The sequence below is a fragment of the Actinotignum sp. usb-actsch-rep-73 genome (assembly GCF_059082735.1).
The window spans coordinates 15,810-34,566 of the sequence record NZ_JBHNPV010000007.1; the positions used below are offsets into that span (position 1 = coordinate 15,810).

Sequence of the window (18,757 nt, forward strand, 5' to 3'; positions counted from 1 at the left end):
CCTTCCCACGTATGTGACCAAAGACCCGATGCGCACGTACACTAGGATCTATGACTGGACTTGCGCAACGTTTGAAGCCACCAGCCTCAGTTTCGTATCCGGGCACCCACATCGGATTGAGGTGGCGTTCGATGATCGCCTCCGACGCTCCGGGTGTTTATGACGTGATTCGTCAGGTTGAGGCTGCTGATGAGATGCATCATCGTATGAGTGCATCCGACATCGCCGACATGGTGGAAGGTCGCACGCAAGATTTCTGGATCGATGCGCTTGTCGGTATCGATTCAGACAATCGTATTTGCGCAGTCGCAGCCGTTCGAGTCCTCACTTCGCTCTCAGATCATGCTGCCGCCGAGGTCAACGCCTACATTCATCCGCATTGGCGTGGACGTGGATTGGGCCGAGCTCTCCTCTACTGGCAAGATGGCCGTGCCCGTCAAATGCTGGTCGAAACATTCGGAGCGGACTCGAAGGTCCCCGCATCAATTTTCAACGTCGTTGATGCCCACATGACGGATCGTCGTCGTTTGTATATTGCGGCGGGCTTCTACGCGAAGGCTACGTTCCAAGTGATGTACCGCGAGCTTCTAGGGGCTGAAAAGGCTCGGAAGCCTCGCCACGGCTATTCGATCATTCCGTGGTCCGATGTTGATATGGGGAGCGCGAAAGCACTGTACTTGCGTTCTTTCGCTGAGCACACCCTGCCCTACTTGCACGAGGCCTGGTGGGAAGAATCTACCTCGCATTTGGATCCTCGCTGGTCGTTCGGAGCAGTATCTGAGCAGGGTGAGCTGGCTGGCTGTTTCGTCGTGGGACGCCCCGTTGAACGGTGGGCCGCGACCGGTAAGACAGAGGCATACGCGGAACTTCTGGCCGTTGATCAATCGCATCGTGGGCACGGGCTTTCAACCGCGTTGATTGGTGCAGCGGTGGCGGCGGCCGCTGAATCGGGAATGTCCAGGATCGGATTGGATGTGGATACGAAGAATACGTCGAATGCCCATGCCATCTACGAGCACCTCGGTTTCCTTGACGGGCCCGCGCAGGTTTTCTATTCGATTGACCAATAAGGTGTCCTGCGGGTTAGCGTGCCCGTGGGCGAATACGGGGACGTGAATATCTCACAATCTGGTGTTGACAAGAAAGGACGCGCATGGCTGACAATGCGTTGACGGGTGAAATCCCGCTGGCTCGTCGTACAGGCGCATCCGACGACGTGCCATTCCCGCCGTCCCATCATGGGATTGTCTGGGAAGAGCTCAGCATGAATCGCCTGCATGAATTGGCGACGCTGATTGCGCGCATGGAAGCGCAGGATAATCCTCCATATCGCACCAGTGTCGACGAAGTCGAAGAGATGCTGTCGGCTGAAGGCTGGCGTGGGCTGGCCGGTATGACGACTCGTGGTATCGCGAAGGGACGCATGGTCGCTTACGGTCGCGTTGCAATGCGCCAGAGTGGTCGTGTGGAGTGCCTGTGCGACGGAGGCGTTGACCCGTCGTTCCGTCGCATTGGCTTGGGCAGTTCGCTGGTTGAATGGCAGGAAGCAGTTTCGCGTCAGATGCTTGCTACAGCGGATACGGATGCGCCGGCTCAGATCACCATGCTTGTCGAGGCGGGTGAAAATGAGCTGGAAGAGCAGCTTCAGTTGCGTGGCTTCCACTGGACCCGTTCGTACTATGAACTTCGCGCGGATCTGTCCCAGATTCCTCCGACTCCGGATCTTGGCCGTTATTTGACGATTGAACCTTGGTCGGATGAGTGGGATGAACCGGCGCGTCACGCCGCGAATCGGCTCTCCGAGATTGAGTGGGGTAGTCCTGCCCTCACTCGTGAACAGTGGCTGATGGGACGTACTTCTTTCGTCCCGCAGTGGTCGTTCGTTGCCGTGGACCGCAGGGGTGACCGTCCGTGCGTGGTTGGTTTCCTTCTTGCCTCGAAGTACGTCCAGGACTGGGCTGCTCTTGGTTGGCGCGAAGGCTATATCGACCAGATGGGTGTCTTGGAAGAGGCGCGTTCGGATCGCGCCGTCGATGCCCTGATTACGTCGTCGATGCGCGCGATGGCAGCCGATGGGATGGATCGTATCGGCGCTGGGCTCGGAAGCGCGAATCATTCCAGAGCGCTTGCCGTCTACGATTATTTGGGTTTTGCGACGGTGGGTCAGACGCGCTTGTACGCGATCGATGTGTGACGAGGCCACGCCGGCACTTTCGCGCCGGCGCGAACCGTTGTAGCGCCTTAGCCGATGAGGGTGATTGGAAGAACCACGGGAGTACCTGACCCATCGCGACGTTCGTCAACGTCGGGCAAGTCAACGGGGGAGCCATCAGCTGAGGCGCCTCGAGGTCGACGGTCACCCACCCACGCCAAGTCAATGCGATCCTCACCGCGCAGGAAACGCTGGGCGCGGACGCCTTGACCACCGCGACCCTTGACCGGGTAGAGCTCCAGCGGAGTTACCTTAGCGGTCGTCTGACCCGTTCCCGGCAGTGCTCCTTCAGCTGCTGCGACGGTGACGACGAAGGAGTCTGATGATACTGACAGAGCCCAGAATCCGAGTGCTTGGGCACCATCGTTAAGCTTCATACCAGCCATACCAGCGGCGGTGCGACCCTGCGGTCGTACCTTCGATGCCGGCGTACGAAGAAGCTGCGCGTCGGTTGAAACAAAGACAAGATCGTAGTCGTCGGCACACGGTCCGAAACCAACTAGACGATCACCGTCATCCAGTGTGATGACTTCCCATTCGTCACGGGCAAGTACATCCGGCTTCAAGCGCTTCACGGTGCCGTGGGCAGTACCCATCGCATACACCTGGTCTGATGCGGGATCAAGCAAACCGATCGCGGGAGAATTCGTGTGCAAGAGCAGAGATGCGGGCGTGGCTGCGGCCAGCGACAATCCTGTATCGAAGCGGGGGAGCGCGGGTAGGTCCACGACCTCTATGCGGTGAGCAACACCGTCTGCTGTAACAACCGCGATCTGAGAACGTGCGGTCGACGACAATTGTGCTATCCACCCGTCGTGGCTGGCACGAGGCCCCGGTTCTAGCGGGTCTCCGCCTTCAATTCGAGCCAGACCACCGTTCGATGACAGCACAACGACGCACGGGTCATCAGGGATCTGCAGGTCCATTCCCTTGCCGGACTTCGATGTGGCCGGCAACGTAGCAGCCAAGGCGGCGCCACTCGTCGCCTCGTTCCCCGATTCGGCTCCGGCAGACGACAGCAGCAGAGTCCGCCGGGGAGTAGCCAGACGCTGAGCAACATCGCGCAACTCAGAGATGACCAGGCCTCGCAACATCACCGGATCGGAAAGAATCTCTTCAAGGTGTGCGATCGTTGCTTGGAGTTCATCGCGTTCGTTCTCTAGCTCGATGCGCGAGAACTTGGTCAAGCGACGCAGGCGGAGCTCCAGAATGTAGTTCGCCTGAATATCGGTCAGGTCGAAGGCAATCTTCAGTCGTTCGCGAGCGGTTTCCACGTCGAAAGACGAACGAATAATCGCAATGACGTCATCAATATCGAGGACTGCGATCAACAAACCTTCAACCAGGTGAAGGCGATCCTGAGCCTTACCCAGACGGAACTTCGTGCGTCGCGTTGTCACGTCAAGACGGTGGTTGACGAATACGCTCAGCATGTCTTTCAAACCGAGGGTACGAGGCTGACCATTGACGAGGGCAACGGCGTTGATCGAGAAGGAATCTTCAAGAGGTGTGCGCTTGTACAGCTGTTGCAGGACCGCTTCGGGGTTGAAACCGTTCTTGATTTCGATGACCAAACGCAGGCCGTGGATACGGTCGGTCAGGTTCTGAACCGACGAAATACCCTTCAGCCGCCCGGCGTTAACGTTTTCCTTGATCTTTTCGATGACCTTTTCGGGGCCGACCATGTAGGGCAGTTCGGTGACGATCAACCCCATCTTGCGTGCGCTGACGCGTTCGACTCCGACCTTTGCGCGAGTCTTGAAAGCACCGCGACCAGTTTCGTAGGCGTCTTTGATTCCATCGAGTCCGACGATGACGCCACCTTCAGGCAGGTCAGGCCCGGGCACGAAACGCATCAGGTCGGCGACGGTGGCATCCGGATGCTCAATCAGATGAATGGACGCTGCGATTGTTTCAGCAAGATTGTGCGGGGCAATATTCGTTGCCATACCAACAGCAATACCGGAAGCGCCGTTGACCAGAAGCTGGGGGAATGCCGCTGGGAGTACCTCGGGTTGCATGAACTGGTTGTCGTAGTTCGGCACGAATTCAACCGTGTCTTCATCCAAACCGGTGACAAGATCCAACGCGGAGGGAGCCATACGGGCTTCGGTGTAACGCGCGGCTGCGGGGCCGTCATCAAGAGAGCCAAAGTTGCCGTGTCCGTCGACTAGGGGAAGACGCAGGTTGAACGGCTGAGCGAGGCGCACAAGAGCCTCGTAAATTGCCGAGTCACCGTGCGGGTGAAGCTTACCCATAACCTCGCCGACAACACGCTGGGATTTCACGTGGCCCTTGTCGGGGCGAAGTCCCATCTGATCCATCTGGAACAGGATGCGTCGTTGCACGGGCTTGAGGCCATCGCGTGCGTCTGGGAGTGCGCGAGCGTAGATGACAGAGACGGCGTATTCCAAGAAGGAGGTTCGCATCTCTTCGGAGACATTGATTTCACTGATGTCTTCGTCCGCAACGGGCAGTGGTTCTACGAGGTCCTTCTTAGCCATATTCGCGATTATCACGGGCGAAAGAAACTCTGTTCGACTCCCACGCCGAACGCGGGCACAATTAGAGGGTGAACACATGGGATCGAATCAATCGAACGGGCTTTTTCCCCCAGCTTGTTACCGCATCTTTGAAGCGCGCGTTGGGTGGTCAGACGCCACGCGCCACTCTTTGCCAGGTGGATGCTGCTTTTGATCAGGGGTCGGTTTTCCGCCACCTGTCATTGGCGACTCTGACTGACAGCGTGCTGATTCATATGCATGTTGATGAACTCGAAGATGGCGGAGCCTCCGTTGGCACGGGGATCTTCCCTCTTTCGCGTTTGGGGACGGTGTCGTCGATTGAGGTCTACCGTGAGGCGATGACATCGATGTTTCCTGCGGAGCTGACCATCTCGGTTGATCTGGGGGCAATGCGTCGTAGCGAAGTTGAGCCCGCTCAATGTGGCGATCCCTCGTGCACAGCGGAACACGGTTACACGGTCGCATCTTTCCCCGATGATTTGAATTTCCGTATCAGCGTCGACGCTGATGGCGTGGATGCAATGACTGAAGCCAGGCAGTTCGTGGATCTGCTTTCATCTGCTACTCGAGCTCACCACTGATCGCCATGGCCACTTCACCCGTTTCGGTTCCCGCATGGGCAGATGTGCCTTCGCAGGCTGACCCGTGTTTGGCTGATGTTTTTGGTGCAGCTTTGGCATGTGCCGGTCTGCCTCTGGGGAACGAGGCCGCTCGGGCTCGTTTGTCGCTTGACCGTGAAGAAGGGCAGCTCCTGATCATCTTGGTCGATGGCTTGGGCTATGTTCCTTTGATGTCTCACCTTGGGCACGCGTCGACTTTGCGGTCGGTGCGCGATGACATTGGGAACCTTCACACGATCGCGCCGTCGACGACAGTCGCTGCGATTACCTCTTTTGGAACGGGGGAAAAGCCTGGGAAGACGCGGATGGTGGGCTATGCGGTTGCCCGGGGGGATTCGGTGATGAATCTTCTGGCGTTTGAGAATGGTCCAGATCCTCTGGCATGGCAAGAATGTCCGACTTACTTTGAGCGCCTCAGTCAGCAGGGGGTGAAGTCCGCAGTTATTTCTCCGCCGACGTTCGCTGGTTCGGGCTTGACGAAGGCTGCCTTAAGGGGCGCGCGCCACGTGGCTGGCAAAACCTGGGATGAGCGCGCCAGTGCGGCTCTGCGAGAGCTCAAGAAAGGCACGCAGGTCGTCTACCTCTACTGGTCAGAAATCGACCATACGGGCCATGGGCATGCAGTGAGCTCTTGGGAATGGTCCGATGCTCTTGAAGCCTTCGACGCTGGATTGGGGCGCCTGCTTCTTAGCCTGCCCCGCAACGTGCGTACGGTGCTGACTGCTGACCACGGCATGATCGATATTGACCATGGTGCGTTGATTGATCTTGCGGATCGTCCAGATCTTGCCGACGGTGTACGGATCCTTGCCGGAGAAACACGCGCTGTTCACATTCATACCGAAGCTGGCCGTGAATCCGAAGTGATTGACCGTTGGAAGCATGAACTGAACGACGTCGCGTGGGTACTCGGTTGCGATGAATCTGCGAGCCTCTTGGGTGAAGGCCCAGGTAATCGCGAAATTGGCGCGGGTATCGCGTTCTTTAATGGACGCGCAGGCCTCGTTGATTCCAGATCACAAAAGCCGGAAATGATCGCGATGCCTGGAGTCCACGGTTCCCTGACCGAAGCTGAAATGCGAATTCCGCTGATCCGGCTTTCCTGAACCCGAGCCGTCAGCAAAAAACGAAAAACTCACGAGCATCATGTGTCGTGGGTTTCTCGTTTGAAAACGACTACTTCGACTTTGAACCGAAGACGATCTCGTCCCAACTGGGAACAGAACGACGACGAGACTTCGACTTCTTCGCGCTAGCTGGCGCTGAAGAATGAGGCTCTTCAACAAGGTTTTCAAGACCTGGCAACGACTGGTCATCGTAATCAGCATCCGAATCGGTGGACGCTTTTTTCGCGGGCGCAGTCTTCTTTGCAGAAGGAACCTTCGTGTCCTGGGTCTTCGAGTTGGGAGCTTCCTTGTCCTTTGGTGAAGAAGTAGACGCGCTCGGGATCGGCGTCGATGCGGACAGTGCATCGAGAACAGGGAACTCGGAGTTCTGCGAAGGGACCTCTTCCTCTTCCTTCGTGCGAGCATGTGCCAAGGAATAGATGCGAGCCGAAATTGAAGAATCGGTCAGCGTGGCCTGTTCGAACTCTTCGGGGTCAAAATCCTCGTCATCAAGGTCATACTCGATGTCCTGAGGCTTTCCGCGGCTCGCATTCAACTGATCAATGATCGCTTCACGTGCGCGAACTTCTTCGAGGTCTGCAGGATCCAACGCATCGGGTGCGTTCGGCTGCAGGGGAGTGAAGATTGAAGCCGCAGGAGTCGACGACTGGGTTTCAGTCAGCCACTGGGCTTCCTGATCAATAGCTTCAAGAGGACCGGTCTTCGGCAACAGCCAATTGGCGGCGTGTTCTGACGCCGACTGGATGAACGTCAAGCAAATCTGCCAGGGGCCAGCACCTTCGCGACTTGCATTCCATTCCAAAGTTGACGGATCAACACCGCGTGCGGCCAATCGATCAATGACAAGCTCACCCATCTTCGGGCCGTCCGCTACCGAGCCAATGCGCATATTCTGCGCGCGCTGGAGTGCGTATTCTTTTTCAGCCTGGATGGGGCTTTCGAAGGAACGCACCATCTCGATATCGCATGCGTGGGATGTGGCGATTTCTTCGGGAGTAGCGCCGGCACGGAGCAGGCTCTGAATCTCGCGGGGAGAGATCTGCTGACGCGCTGGGCTGGGTGCTGGCTCGAGGTGCATACGATGACGACGGATTGATCCGCGAAGCTCGTCAGTAATAGAGACTTGGTAGCGTTCCCCGTTTGGATCGGTAAAGACCAGCGTTTCGCCGTCTGCGCCGATACCGAGCAAATCGAGCTCGATCATGAGCACCTCCTACAGTTCATCAGCGAAATGTTCTCAAACTGTAGGCACTAATCGTGATTGAACGCGCCGCAAAGTCCTAAGTGGTGGCATTCGTCTCTTAACAGTGTTATATTCCCTCCGCCGATACAGTTCATGATCAGATCATGAAATAACCCGCCCGAAGGACGAAACTCATGGCTACCGATTACGACGCACCTCGTAAGAATGACGATGATGTTGCCGAAGATTCAATCGAGGAACTGAAGTCGCGTCGAGGTGACGCTGGTTCCGCTGAAATCGAAGAAGACGAGACCGAAGCAGCTGAGAACTTTGAGCTCCCCGGTGCTGACCTGTCGAAGGAAGAACTGACCGTTCACGTTATTCCCCGTCAGGATGACGAATTCACCTGCTCGTCCTGCTTCCTCGTCCACCACGCTTCTCAGCTCGCCTACGTTGACGACGCTGGTCTGCCGGTGTGCACCGAGTGCGCGGGCTGAGGCGCTATCTTGTTTTTCTCTCGAAAGAAAAAGGCTGAAGCAACCGATATTCCCGAGCTTGGAGCGCAGGCAGCACCTGAAGAAACCGTTGACCCGCTTGATTTGCCGGGCCCTCGCTCGGTTGGCGAGTGCGATACGTCCAACGGCTACATCGATATGGGCTCCTTGCTTCTTCCAGCCGTCCCCGGTGCCCAGTTGCGTACCCAGGTTGGCGATGACGGTCACTCCGTTCTCAAGGTTTTAATTGTTATCGGAGACTCCGGTCTGCAGATTTCTGTTGTTGCAGCACCTCGAAGCGGTGGCGTGTGGGATGAAATCCGCGAAGAGATCCGTGCCGGATTGCTGAAGGATTCTGCAACAGTCATTGATCGCGATACGCGTTACGGGACTGAGCTCCAAGCTGATATTCCAGTCTCCCTTCCGGATGGCCGGCAGGGGACCTCGCGGATGAGGATCATCGGACGTGAAGGCGACCGTTGGTTTGCGCGCATTGACATTCTTGGCCCTGCGGCTCTGAGCGATGAGGCAGGCAAAAACTTCGAGTCGATCATTGACCGAATCGTTGTCGTTCGCGACGATCAGCCACGCCCTCGCCTTGGGTTGCTTCCTCTTCACCTTCCGAACGAAGAAGTTGAGATTCCTCGTGTCTAAACACAGTTCGCGTACGTCAGGCTTCTGGAGCGCACTCGCACAACATTTCTCGACGGACAGTCGTCAAAAAGACGAGGCTCTGGATGAGGAACGGAGGCGAGCGCGCCGTGGAACCACTCCAATTCGTGACGTTCACAATCGTCAACACGTCACGCTTTTTGGCACGCTCATGTCAATGACCTACCCGCCTGAAGGATCACATTTCATGCTGGTTGGAACCCTGTATGACGGGACGGCCTCCATTGAACTGAGATGGCCGGGACGCATGTCAATTCCGGGGCTGAAAGTCGGCGAACACATTGAGGTTGAAGGCACAGCAGGAATGCAAGGAGACGTGCTGACAATCATCAATCCGCTCTACCGCATCATCGCTTCGGAGAGTATGTGAGCGCCTTAGATGAACACGATGAATCCACTGGCGTGACCGAGTCTGGTCCGACCTGGACGCGTCAACTCAACGAAGAATCGTTTTCTTTTACCCAGGCGGTCGGAGGCTGGCGCGGACTCACTGAATCCGTAGTGCCAGCCCTTCTCTTCGTTGTCGTTTTCATCATTTTCCACTCGGTCGTCGGCGCATCGGTCGTCGCGGGTGTCGTTGCGCTACTCGCCGTTGGCATCCGTCTTGTTCAGCGTCAGCCACTGACGCAATCGCTTTCAGGCGTCATCGGTGTAGGAATCGGCGTGGTCTGGGCTCTTGCTTCGGGCAGGGGAGAAAACTTCTACACGTGGGGCCTGATCACCTCGGCAGCTTTCCTTGTTGGCTTCCTTGCGTCGATCGTCGTAAGAAAGCCACTTGTCTCCCGGGGCGCTGGGATGTTCTGGGAACTGGAAGCTGACTGGTATCGCAAAGAAGAGTGGGCCGGCCTTAAGCGTCGAGGCCTTCTTCTTACGTGGCTTTGGACAGGGCTCTTCGCACTACGTCTTGGCATTGAGCTTCCCCTATGGCTTGCTCACATGGTTGGCCCATTAGGTATCGCGAAGCTTGTCCTAGGACTGCCACTCTTTGCCCTCGTCACATGGCTCACCTGGATGGGATTAAAACCGTTCTCTCCAACAAAGGCGGATGAGCATCCAGCCCAGGCCTCGTAGCGACGAATCGCGGATCGGGTGAAGGCGGAATTATTCTTCCGACTCGGCTTCCTCTTCGTCGGCCGCTGGCGGAACTTCCACCAACGCTTGGAGAGTCGACAGAGCATTCTTCTCCGTATCGGAAATCAACAGCAATAACTCGTCACCGGACTCAAAAAGATCATCATCCGATGGCGTGAGCGGGCGACCATCACGGAGCAACGACGTCAATACGGTGCGCGGAGGCAGAGCCGTGTCAGAAATGCGCTTGCCAACGATCGGGGAGCCCTCGGGCAAAACGATCGCGTACATCGATACCTCAGCAGAGTTGAACGAGAACAAACGAACCGGAATACCCTCGGACACGGCTTCTTCCACGAGAGCCGTCATAATGCGCGGGGTCGACACCGAAACATCAACGCCCCACGAGCCATTGAACAGCCACTCATTGTGAGGATTGTTCAGACGAGCAACCACTCGCGGCACCGCGAACTCGGTCTTCGCTAGCAAAGAAATAACCAGATTAGCCTTGTCATCGCCCGTCGCGGCAACCATCACGTCAGCTTCCGCAAGACCTGCTTCACGCAAAGCGTCGGGAGAACAGGCGTCAGCGAGAACCCAGTCCGCGTCAGCAACCGATGCAACGCGTAACTTATCGGGCTGCTTATCGATCAGAGTGCACTCGTGACCGTGTTCGAGAAGTTCAAGGGCGACGGAGCGACCAACCGAGCCTGCACCTGCGATAACGATCTTCATGCGTATCAGTCCTCAAAGTTCGGGGTGGCCGTCAGAATAGAACGCAAGCGCGTCGACTCTGCTCCACCGATCGCAAAGTACAGCTGGTCGTGTTCTTGCACCACGAAGTCTTGGCGCGCTGGAACGATAGTCCCCAAACGGGATACGAAGGCAATACGCTCGCCGGTAAGTTCTTCAACTGTCGGGAAAGAAACGCCGTACCACGATGTCTCGGGCGTCGCCGTAACCAAGGAAACCTCGCCCGTGGGGTGCGTCCATGTGACCGCCGCATCCGGGGGAAGCATACGGCGCAGAACTGATTCTGCCGTGCGCTTCACGGTCGCAACCGTTGGGATGCCGAGACGCTCGTACACGTAGGCGCGTTCAGGATCATAAATTCGTGCGACAACGTGTGGCACGTGGAAGGTCTCTTGGGCGATACGCGTCGAAATAATGTTCGAGTTATCACCGCTGGAGACAGCTGCGAACGCATAGGCGTCTTTAATGTCAGCTTTCTTCAGGGCCTCGCGATCCATACCCAAGCCGGTGACGCGCTTGCCGGAAAAATCTGACGGCAGACGCGAGAAAGCTTTCGGATCAACGTCGATGACTGCAACTGAATGCCCATCAGCATCCAAAGCGGTGGCGAGGAAAGAACCAACGCGACCGCATCCCATAATGACGAAATGCACGCTCCTAAACTACCCGCATCAGCGTGCTTTCGTCACGTCTGAAGGGCTGGCCTAGAGCACATGTTCTCGGTATCACTTAAAGAGTTGCCCCAAGGAGTGCTGTTTTGACGCTAATAGGGCTACGCTTTAGCCCGTGCTGTATAACGTTTTCGCCAGAGCAAAACGTGTTCTGATCGGTCGTCCGATGCGTTCGGACGCGATGGGACACCAGCTTCTGCCTAAGCGCATTGCGCTACCGATCTTCGCCTCAGACGCGCTGTCGTCGGTCGCCTATGCCCCCGATGAAATCCTGCTGACCTTAGCGTTGGCGGGCGGTTTGGCTGCCCTGCAGTCGATTTGGGTTGGTGTCGTCGTCGCTGCGGTTCTTGCAGTTGTCGTGTTGTCATACCGCCAGACCGTGCATGCTTACCCGTCGGGTGGCGGTGACTACGAGGTTGTCACAACGAACCTTGGTCGCACGTGGGGTCTGGTTGTCGCATCAGCTCTGCTGGTCGACTACATCCTGACGGTCGCCGTATCGATTTCGTCGGGTGCTGCCTACATCACGACTGCTTTGCCGTCGCTTGCGGGGCACGAGGTTCTGATCGCAGTTCTGCTTGTCATCATCTTGTCCCTGTTGAACCTGCGTGGCACGAAAGAAGCAGGTGGCGCATTTGCGATCCCGACATACATTTACATGGGTGCGATCGCGCTGATGGTGATCGTCGGCTTTGTGCAGATGGCGACAGGACACCTGGGGAGCGCACCGACAGCGCAATACGAACTGGTTGCTTCCGATCAATTCTCCTCTGGTCTGGCGGGCCTTGCGGGAGCGTTCCTGCTGATGCGCGCGTTCTCTTCCGGTTGCGCCGCTTTGACGGGCGTTGAAGCAATCTCGAACGGCGTGCCCATGTTTAAGCGTCCCAAGTCGAAGAATGCTGCTTCGACGCTTGCACTGCTCGGCTTGATTGCCGCAACAATGATGCTGTCGATCCTGATCTTGGCGCGTGCAACCGGTGTGAAGATTGTCGATGACGCCGTCGAACAGCTGACACTTAACGGCCAGCCCGTGGGTGAAGAGACGGTTGTGTCTCCCGCAATTGGTCAGATTGCTTCGGCTGTTTTCGGCCATGGATCAATCCTGTTCCTCTTGGTGACGACCGTGACCGGTTTGATTCTGGTTTTGGCAGCAAACACTGCGTTTAACGGTTTCCCGACTCTTGCGTCGGTTCTCTCCCGTGATTCCTTCCTTCCGCGACAGCTCTACAAGCGTGGCGATCGCCTTTCATACTCGAACGGCATCGTTGTTCTGGCTCTTGCAGCGATCATCTTGATCGTTGGATTCAAAGCCCAGACGACGCGCCTGATCCAGCTGTACGTGCTCGGTGTGTTTATCTCCTTCACACTTTCGCAGCTGGGCATGATTCGTCACTGGAACCGCGCTCTGCGTATGCGCCAGACCGGCTCAGAACGAGGCGCCGTATTGCGCTCGCGTGCGGTGAACATCATCGGTTTTATGATGACCGGCTTGGTTCTGCTGATCGTTTTGGCCACGAAGTTCACGCACGGTGCGTGGATTACGCTGATCATGATTGCGGTCGTCTTCTGCGTCCAACTCGGCATTCAGCATCACTACACGCAGATTCGCTCTCAGCTGCGTGTCGACGATTGGTCGGCGAAGCGTGCGCTTCCGACCCGCGTTCGTGCCCTGGTACTGGTCTCTAACCTTTCTCGCCCGTCTATGCGAGCTATTGCTGCGGCCCGCGCCTCGCAACCCTCCGCTCTGGAACTGGTGAGCGTCGTTGCCGACGATGACGAGGAAGCCCACATCCGCAAGGAATGGAAAGAATCTGGTCTACCGATCCCGTTGACCCTCCTGTCGAGCCCGTACCGCGACCTCAACCAGGTTGTGTTGCAGTATGTGCGCGGGCGTCGCCGTCGCGCTCCGGAGGAAATGCTGGTCGTGTATATGCCCCAGTTCCTTGTTCGTCATTGGTGGGAAAATGCAATGCATAATCAGACTGCATTGCGTCTTCGTCGTGCCCTCCTGTCCGTTCCCGGTGTAGTGATTACGACCGTGCCGTGGAAGCTAGGCGAAGATGACGAAGTGGAAGGTCGTCAGTTGATTAACGACCCCTTCAAGTCCGATGAGCACCATTCGAGTGCCCACGAAAATAGGCGACCGCCTTCGTTGACGACGAAATAGAATCGTTTCTTCACATCCAACTCGCTCCCGTGAGGCTTTATCGCCATCGGGGATTATCAAAGGCTTCATATGAACAAGCGCCGTTATCATCACCGCACTGCCACTCCACGCAACGAAGAGATTATTGAGTTGCGTGTTGGCGAGCCGGCTCACGGTGGCGCGTGTGTTGCCCGCGACGTTTCCGGGCGCGTGGTGTTTGTCCGTCACACATTGCCCGGCGAAAAGGTGAAGGCACGCGTGACGGCGGTGCAGAAGAACCTTGCGTGGGCTGACGCTGTAGAGATTCTTGAGGCATCTGCCGATCGTGTGCCGTCCGTGTGGCCACAGGCTGGCCCTGGTGGCGTCGGCGGTGGCGAGCTCGCTCATGTGGCGCCCGCGGCTCAGCGCGCGTGGAAAGAGACGGTTCTGCGTGGTCAGCTTCGTCGCGTTGGTGGCGAGGCTCTGTCTGCCCGCGTTGAAAATCTTGGCGGTGTTACAGTGCGTCCAGCTCCCGGGGACGAGACCGACCAGACTTTATTGCACCGTCGAACGCGCATCGAGGTCGTCATTGATCGCGCTGGCTTGGCCGGTATGCACACCTATCGTGGCAAAGATGTCATTGCTCTAGATTCGATGCCATTGGCTTCAGAATCGATTGAACGATTGGGCCTGTGGGGTGCGAATTCGCAATGGGCTCCTTTCTTCAAGCCTGCTGATCGTGTGCGCGTTGTCGCGCCTGACGGTGACTCTCCAGTCGTCGTGACTCCTCGCGGAACATTCAACTCACTGGGTGAAAAGATCAAGGAAACGCGATTGCCTTGGCGCCTCTGGGTGAACGGTGAGCCACTGGAATACCGCGTCCGCGTTGGAGGCTTCTGGCAGACGCATGTCATGGGTGCTGAAGTTCTTGCACAGGCAGTCATGGACGTTGCCTCTCTGTCTGAAGGTGACCGGGTGATGGAGCTGTATTCGGGTGCTGGCCTGTTCAGTGTTCCGATGGCAAAGGCTGTTGGTGCACGCGGTCGCATTGTCACCTTGGAAGGTTCTCAGGGCGCGGTTGAGGACGCAGGCGAGAACTGTGCGCCCTTTGGCTGGGTTGAACCCTATGTTGGGAATGTTGACGCTGAAGGTGTGAGTGAACTTGTAGAGGGGTTAGAAGGGCGCCCGGACGTCATTGTTCTTGATCCTCCGCGCGCGGGTGCAGGTCGTGAGGTGACCGAGGCTATTGCTCAGTGTGGTGCATCGAAGATTGTCCTAGTGTCATGTGATCCTGCTGCCGGTGCTCGTGACATGCGCTTGCTCACCGAAGCGGGGTATGAATTGGCCAGCCTCCATGCGTGGGATTTATTTCCGCATACGCATCACGTTGAGACTATCTGTTTGATGTCAAGGATTAAGGACTAAACAGTATAGAAAAGGCTTGAAATCAAGGGATTTCGAAGAACTGCTCCAGAACTTCATCAGCCGACTTTCAATGAAGAATGTCGATCGGTGGAAAACAATGATCTTGCGTCTGCGTTTAGCGAAACTGTAAATTCTTCATACTTAAAGGAGTAAATAAAATGAGTTTAAATTATAAAATTGCATCAGGAATAGTGAGACTATTAAATGTCAAAAAAATGTTTTTAAAGAATAAAGGCGAGATGCTTGAGTATGCAAAGGGGGAAAATGCAAAAGAAGTATTTGATTTAGATAAGGCAATGAAGAGGGCAAAGAGAAAAAATTATTATCTTTACGCCAGAGATGTTATGGGATACAGTCTGATTTCATATCAAAAAAATAAGAGTCTTTCTCACGGGGCGGTTCTCTATCTATTCGGCGGAGGAATGATTACACAACCAAACAAATTGGATTTTACTTTGTCTGAAAGAATAATGAAAAAAACCGGTAAAGATGTTTGGTTTTTATTTTATCCTCTTTGTTCAGAGGATATAAAGGTGGATAAAACCTATGAAGTTTGTTTTGAAACCTATAGGTTAATGACAGAAACTTATAAGGCGGAAAATATTAGCGTGCTTGGATTTTCATCAGGTGCCTGCCTATCTATTGGAATATTTCTCTATAATAATGCTTTAGGCAGACCCCTTAAAATGCCTGGTAAAATTATTTCAGTTTCTCCGGGCGGGATTCCCGATTTAAGTCTTGACAAAAATAAGGGAATATGGGAGAGATTAAATGAACTTAACCATAAAGATATAATGATTGAACCTACATATATTAAAACTGCAAGAGAAATTTTAAATGGAGATGAAGATTTGCCGGAATATATGTTAGACGGAACGGTAGGAGATTTTACCGACTTTCCGAAAACATATTTTTATTACGGCGAAAATGAATGCCTCTATGCCTTTGCGGGAGAGTTTAAAAAAGCAATGGAAAAATACCGTGTCCCGTATGAAATCATTGTAGGTAAAGGAATGTGTCACTGTTATCCTATGGCAAGGTTTTTTAGAGAAGGCAGAGAGGCGCAGGAACAAATTATTGAATTATTGAAATCTTAATCTAAAGACGGAGAAGAAGGGATTTGAAAATCCATGCTTTTAATTGAAGCCGTCATTTTATGCTCTGTATTTTTTGCGCTCTGTTTTTTGGGTACTGGCACGGACGAGAAAAATTTAAGAAATTACGTGTCCTATCCTGATGAAGTTCAGAAGAAAATCAAAGAGATTGAAGAGTATCAGGGGAAATATAAGGAAACAGGCAGATTTGCCGCATGGATCGCAAATTTTTTACTATTTACTATCTTATTTTTATTGTTAGGAATCATCATTCGTCAGGCAAACTTTATACATAACTTTATTCGTTTGCTGATTTTAGGTGAAACGTTAAATGTTTTTGACCTTATTGTTATTGATCTATTATGGTGGAGAAATATAAAACGGATAAGGCTATCAAAAATACCGCAAAAGGAACTCTACCAAAATCCTAAAAAGCACATTGAAGCTTTTTTAAGAGCGCTGGTTCTGTATTTTTTTGTTGCGGTGCTTGACGGATATTTACTGACTCTATTTTGACCAACAGCCATTGTGAGGGTGATTTATGGGGATATCGTGCGAGCCACTATGGGCGGAACTGCAATAGCTGTAATCTTTAACGGGGCGGCGGCTGCTTTGGCGTTTATAAATCCGAGATATTTTTTTGATTCTTATCCAAAGGTAATTCAGGTTTTGATTGTTGGATTATTAGAAAGATAACGACGAACTAGAAAGCCCGGGAAAGCAAGCGCATTACGCCAAGCTAAAAGAGTATTTAAAGTCACTTAAATGATAAAAGATTCTGTTTGCAACGACCTTTGACTTGCGCCATCTACAACATTCCTTTTGCCAGCTTCCACTCTGCAACGAGTGTTAAGACTAAGTTCTTGATGCAGGGTTATCATCAGGGTAGTTTTGATACACCTAGAGACAGTTGCTTTGCTTCAACGCGTGAATTGACGCTGTCGGTTCTTCCTCCAGATTGACCTTCGTATCTTAGGTACTGGCATCGTTTCGCTGATCGTCGTCGCGGGTTGGTTTTGTCTCTTCTGGTAGCTGAATCTGCTCACTTTGCATTTTGGCGCCACTGTAGCGGTGGGGGAATGGGGGAGAAGTAGGCGTGGAAATGTCGAGCAGATGGAACTCATTTTTAGGGCTCGTTGGATGACGAATCATCTTCTGTGTGCCGAACACAGACCCCAGTTTTTTGCACTGCGACCAGTCACTCGTCCAGGCGTCGGATGCATACACTAGAGCTTCACGCACCTGTCAATCGATATATGGAGCTTCATGCAACTCTTGCTTGCCGTCATTTACGTCTCCTTTGTCAGCTTGGGCCTGCCAGACTCACTGTTAGGTGCGGCGTGGCCGTCGATCTATCCGCAGATCGATGTCCCTGTTTCCTACGCAGGCATCATTTCAATGCTGATTGCAGCGGGTACCATCGTCTCCTCCCTGAACTCCGATCGCCTGACCCTGCGTTTTGGTACCGGCAAGGTGACAGCAACGAGCGTCGCGATGACCGCTGTTGCCCTTCTCGGCTTCTCCTTCTCAACGTCATTCCTTGAGCTTTGTCTTTGGGCGATTCCTTACGGTTTGGGTGCGGGTAGCGTTGACGCATCGCTGAACAACTTCGTCGCTCTTCATTACAAGTCGCGACATATGAGCTGGTTGCACTGCATGTGGGGCGTAGGCGCCAGCCTTGGCCCGTACATCATGGGGTACGCGCTCACCGGGCATGCTGGTTGGGCTGGTGGCTATCGAATCATTGGCCTGATGCAAATCGGATTGGCGACGTTGCTCTTTATCAGTCTTCCCCTATGGAAGAAAACACCTGTCAATACCGGTGTGAGTGACGCCAACTCCGCGCCCACACATCAGGCGGATGCTGATGATCGTCAAGCGCGGCCTCGTACCCCTTTGACCCTGGCGCAGATTCTTCGCATCCGTGGTGCAAAAGCAGTTATGCTCACATTCTTCTGCTACTGCGCGATCGAAGCTACAGCTGGACTCTGGGCTGCCAGCTACCTGAACCTTCACCGTGGAGTATCTGCTGAAGACGCTGCTTCGTACGCAGCGGCATTCTTCGTTGGTCTTACGGTGGGGTGGGCACTCAGTGGTTTCCTGACCATTCGATTCAGCGACGATCAGATGATTATTGGTGGTGAAGCCTTGATTGTCATCGGTATCGCCACCACGGTGATCCCAGGCCATAACATCATCGCGTTGATGGGGCTTGTGGTGATTGGCTTGGGGTGTGCTCCGGTGTATCCGAGCATCATCCACGCAACACCTGCGCGCTTCGGAGCGGACAAATCGCAGGCGATTATCGGCGTCCAGATGGCAACCGCCTATGCGGGCACCCTCGCCATGCCACCGTTTTTTGGGTTGATTGCGAACCGTTTTTCTGTCGCGTTATTCCCGTACTACCTCATGCTTTTGCTGTTCGCGATGGCCGCTAGCCACCGCCTGCTATTGTGGATCAGCGCTACGCATGCGGACGAGGATACTGCCTAGCGCGATCCTCATCTGGGCGAGTCATCGTTTCGTTTCTATGAGCGCATGGGCTATGCGCTCATCTCAACCTTTCATCAATGCGGTTTCACATCTGACCGGAGGTAGACATGGCGTGGATGGAAAGAATGATTGGCTCGCATGAATTGCTGGCATCTTTTGTGTCTTTTTGTTCACTGAGAACCAACGTCCGCGGGTTTTTAGTACACCGATGTTGTTGATTTCTGAGGTGAGTGTTGTGTGCGGGGCCTCGTGCGTCACTTGACGGAAGCCGATAATGTGCCGAAAAGTCTGA

At 54.5% G+C, this 18,757-nt stretch carries 17 protein-coding genes; 13 read left to right on the top strand and 4 right to left on the bottom strand.

The features are described 5' to 3' along the window. Positions 1-131: 131 nt before the first annotated feature. The gene (locus tag AC5RE1_RS00470; protein ID WP_179370565.1) at positions 132-1,070 is read left to right on the top strand and encodes a GNAT family N-acetyltransferase; all 939 of its coding nucleotides are present in this window, start codon (positions 132-134) and stop codon (positions 1,068-1,070) included. Positions 1,071-1,153: 83 nt separating this feature from the next. Then, on the top strand, positions 1,154-2,194 hold the full coding sequence (locus AC5RE1_RS00475; RefSeq protein ID WP_179370427.1) for a GNAT family N-acetyltransferase: 1,041 nt from the start codon (positions 1,154-1,156) through the stop codon (positions 2,192-2,194). A gap of 47 nt (positions 2,195-2,241) precedes the next feature. Here the strand turns inward: AC5RE1_RS00475 and AC5RE1_RS00480 are convergent, their stop codons facing one another. Next, complete coding sequence (locus tag AC5RE1_RS00480; protein WP_179370426.1) at positions 2,242-4,716, bottom strand: DNA topoisomerase IV subunit A; 2,475 nt, start codon at positions 4,714-4,716, stop codon at positions 2,242-2,244. A gap of 68 nt (positions 4,717-4,784) precedes the next feature. Here AC5RE1_RS00480 and AC5RE1_RS00485 point away from each other — a divergent pair, with 68 nt between their 5' ends. Next, a complete protein-coding gene (locus AC5RE1_RS00485; protein ID WP_179370425.1) occupies positions 4,785-5,318 on the top strand; it encodes a DUF5998 family protein in 534 nt (177 codons plus the stop codon). 5 nt (positions 5,319-5,323) lie between these two features. Further along, a complete protein-coding gene (locus AC5RE1_RS00490; RefSeq protein ID WP_179370424.1) occupies positions 5,324-6,463 on the top strand; it encodes an alkaline phosphatase family protein in 1,140 nt (379 codons plus the stop codon). A gap of 70 nt (positions 6,464-6,533) precedes the next feature. On the opposite strand, the gene sepH is transcribed toward AC5RE1_RS00490, so the two are convergent. Further along, positions 6,534-7,688, bottom strand: a complete 1,155-nt coding sequence (gene sepH, locus AC5RE1_RS00495; RefSeq protein ID WP_006681577.1) for a septation protein SepH — start codon at positions 7,686-7,688, stop codon at positions 6,534-6,536. Positions 7,689-7,861: 173 nt separating this feature from the next. Here sepH and AC5RE1_RS00500 point away from each other — a divergent pair, with 173 nt between their 5' ends. From AC5RE1_RS00500 to AC5RE1_RS00515, 4 genes are all read left to right on the top strand, one after another. Further along, the gene (locus AC5RE1_RS00500) at positions 7,862-8,164 is read left to right on the top strand and encodes a DUF4193 domain-containing protein (RefSeq protein WP_006681576.1); all 303 of its coding nucleotides are present in this window, start codon (positions 7,862-7,864) and stop codon (positions 8,162-8,164) included. Between the two features lie 9 nt (positions 8,165-8,173). Further along, complete coding sequence (locus AC5RE1_RS00505) at positions 8,174-8,815, top strand: DUF3710 domain-containing protein (protein ID WP_179370423.1); 642 nt, start codon at positions 8,174-8,176, stop codon at positions 8,813-8,815. Positions 8,816-8,990: 175 nt separating this feature from the next. Then, positions 8,991-9,203: a hypothetical protein gene (locus AC5RE1_RS00510; RefSeq protein ID WP_493938183.1), complete on the top strand. Its 213-nt coding sequence runs from the start codon at positions 8,991-8,993 to the stop codon at positions 9,201-9,203. After that, on the top strand, positions 9,200-9,904 hold the full coding sequence (locus tag AC5RE1_RS00515; RefSeq protein WP_006681573.1) for a DUF3159 domain-containing protein: 705 nt from the start codon (positions 9,200-9,202) through the stop codon (positions 9,902-9,904). The genes AC5RE1_RS00510 and AC5RE1_RS00515 overlap by 4 nt, the downstream gene beginning before the upstream one ends. A 30-nt stretch (positions 9,905-9,934) precedes the next feature. Here the strand turns inward: AC5RE1_RS00515 and AC5RE1_RS00520 are convergent, their stop codons facing one another. Next, complete coding sequence (locus AC5RE1_RS00520; RefSeq protein ID WP_179370421.1) at positions 9,935-10,639, bottom strand: potassium channel family protein; 705 nt, start codon at positions 10,637-10,639, stop codon at positions 9,935-9,937. A 5-nt stretch (positions 10,640-10,644) separates the two neighbouring features. Beyond that, positions 10,645-11,295: a potassium channel family protein gene (locus AC5RE1_RS00525; RefSeq protein WP_006681571.1), complete on the bottom strand. Its 651-nt coding sequence runs from the start codon at positions 11,293-11,295 to the stop codon at positions 10,645-10,647. A 199-nt stretch (positions 11,296-11,494) separates the two neighbouring features. Here AC5RE1_RS00525 and AC5RE1_RS00530 point away from each other — a divergent pair, with 199 nt between their 5' ends. The 5 genes from AC5RE1_RS00530 to AC5RE1_RS00550 all read left to right on the top strand — a co-directional run bounded on the left by AC5RE1_RS00530 (position 11,495) and on the right by AC5RE1_RS00550 (position 18,465). Next, positions 11,495-13,495 carry an amino acid permease gene (locus AC5RE1_RS00530; RefSeq protein WP_373273799.1) on the top strand — a complete coding sequence of 667 codons (2,001 nt, stop codon included), beginning with the start codon at positions 11,495-11,497 and terminating at the stop codon, positions 13,493-13,495. Positions 13,496-13,564: 69 nt separating this feature from the next. Continuing rightward, on the top strand, positions 13,565-14,878 hold the full coding sequence (locus AC5RE1_RS00535; protein WP_493938184.1) for a class I SAM-dependent RNA methyltransferase: 1,314 nt from the start codon (positions 13,565-13,567) through the stop codon (positions 14,876-14,878). A gap of 158 nt (positions 14,879-15,036) precedes the next feature. Further along, complete coding sequence (locus AC5RE1_RS00540; RefSeq protein WP_493938185.1) at positions 15,037-15,975, top strand: alpha/beta hydrolase; 939 nt, start codon at positions 15,037-15,039, stop codon at positions 15,973-15,975. Positions 15,976-16,008: 33 nt separating this feature from the next. Next, the gene (locus tag AC5RE1_RS00545; protein WP_101627215.1) at positions 16,009-16,488 is read left to right on the top strand and encodes an ABC transporter permease; all 480 of its coding nucleotides are present in this window, start codon (positions 16,009-16,011) and stop codon (positions 16,486-16,488) included. Positions 16,489-17,238: 750 nt separating this feature from the next. After that, complete coding sequence (locus AC5RE1_RS00550) at positions 17,239-18,465, top strand: MFS transporter (protein ID WP_493938186.1); 1,227 nt, start codon at positions 17,239-17,241, stop codon at positions 18,463-18,465. Positions 18,466-18,757: the final 292 nt, after the last annotated feature.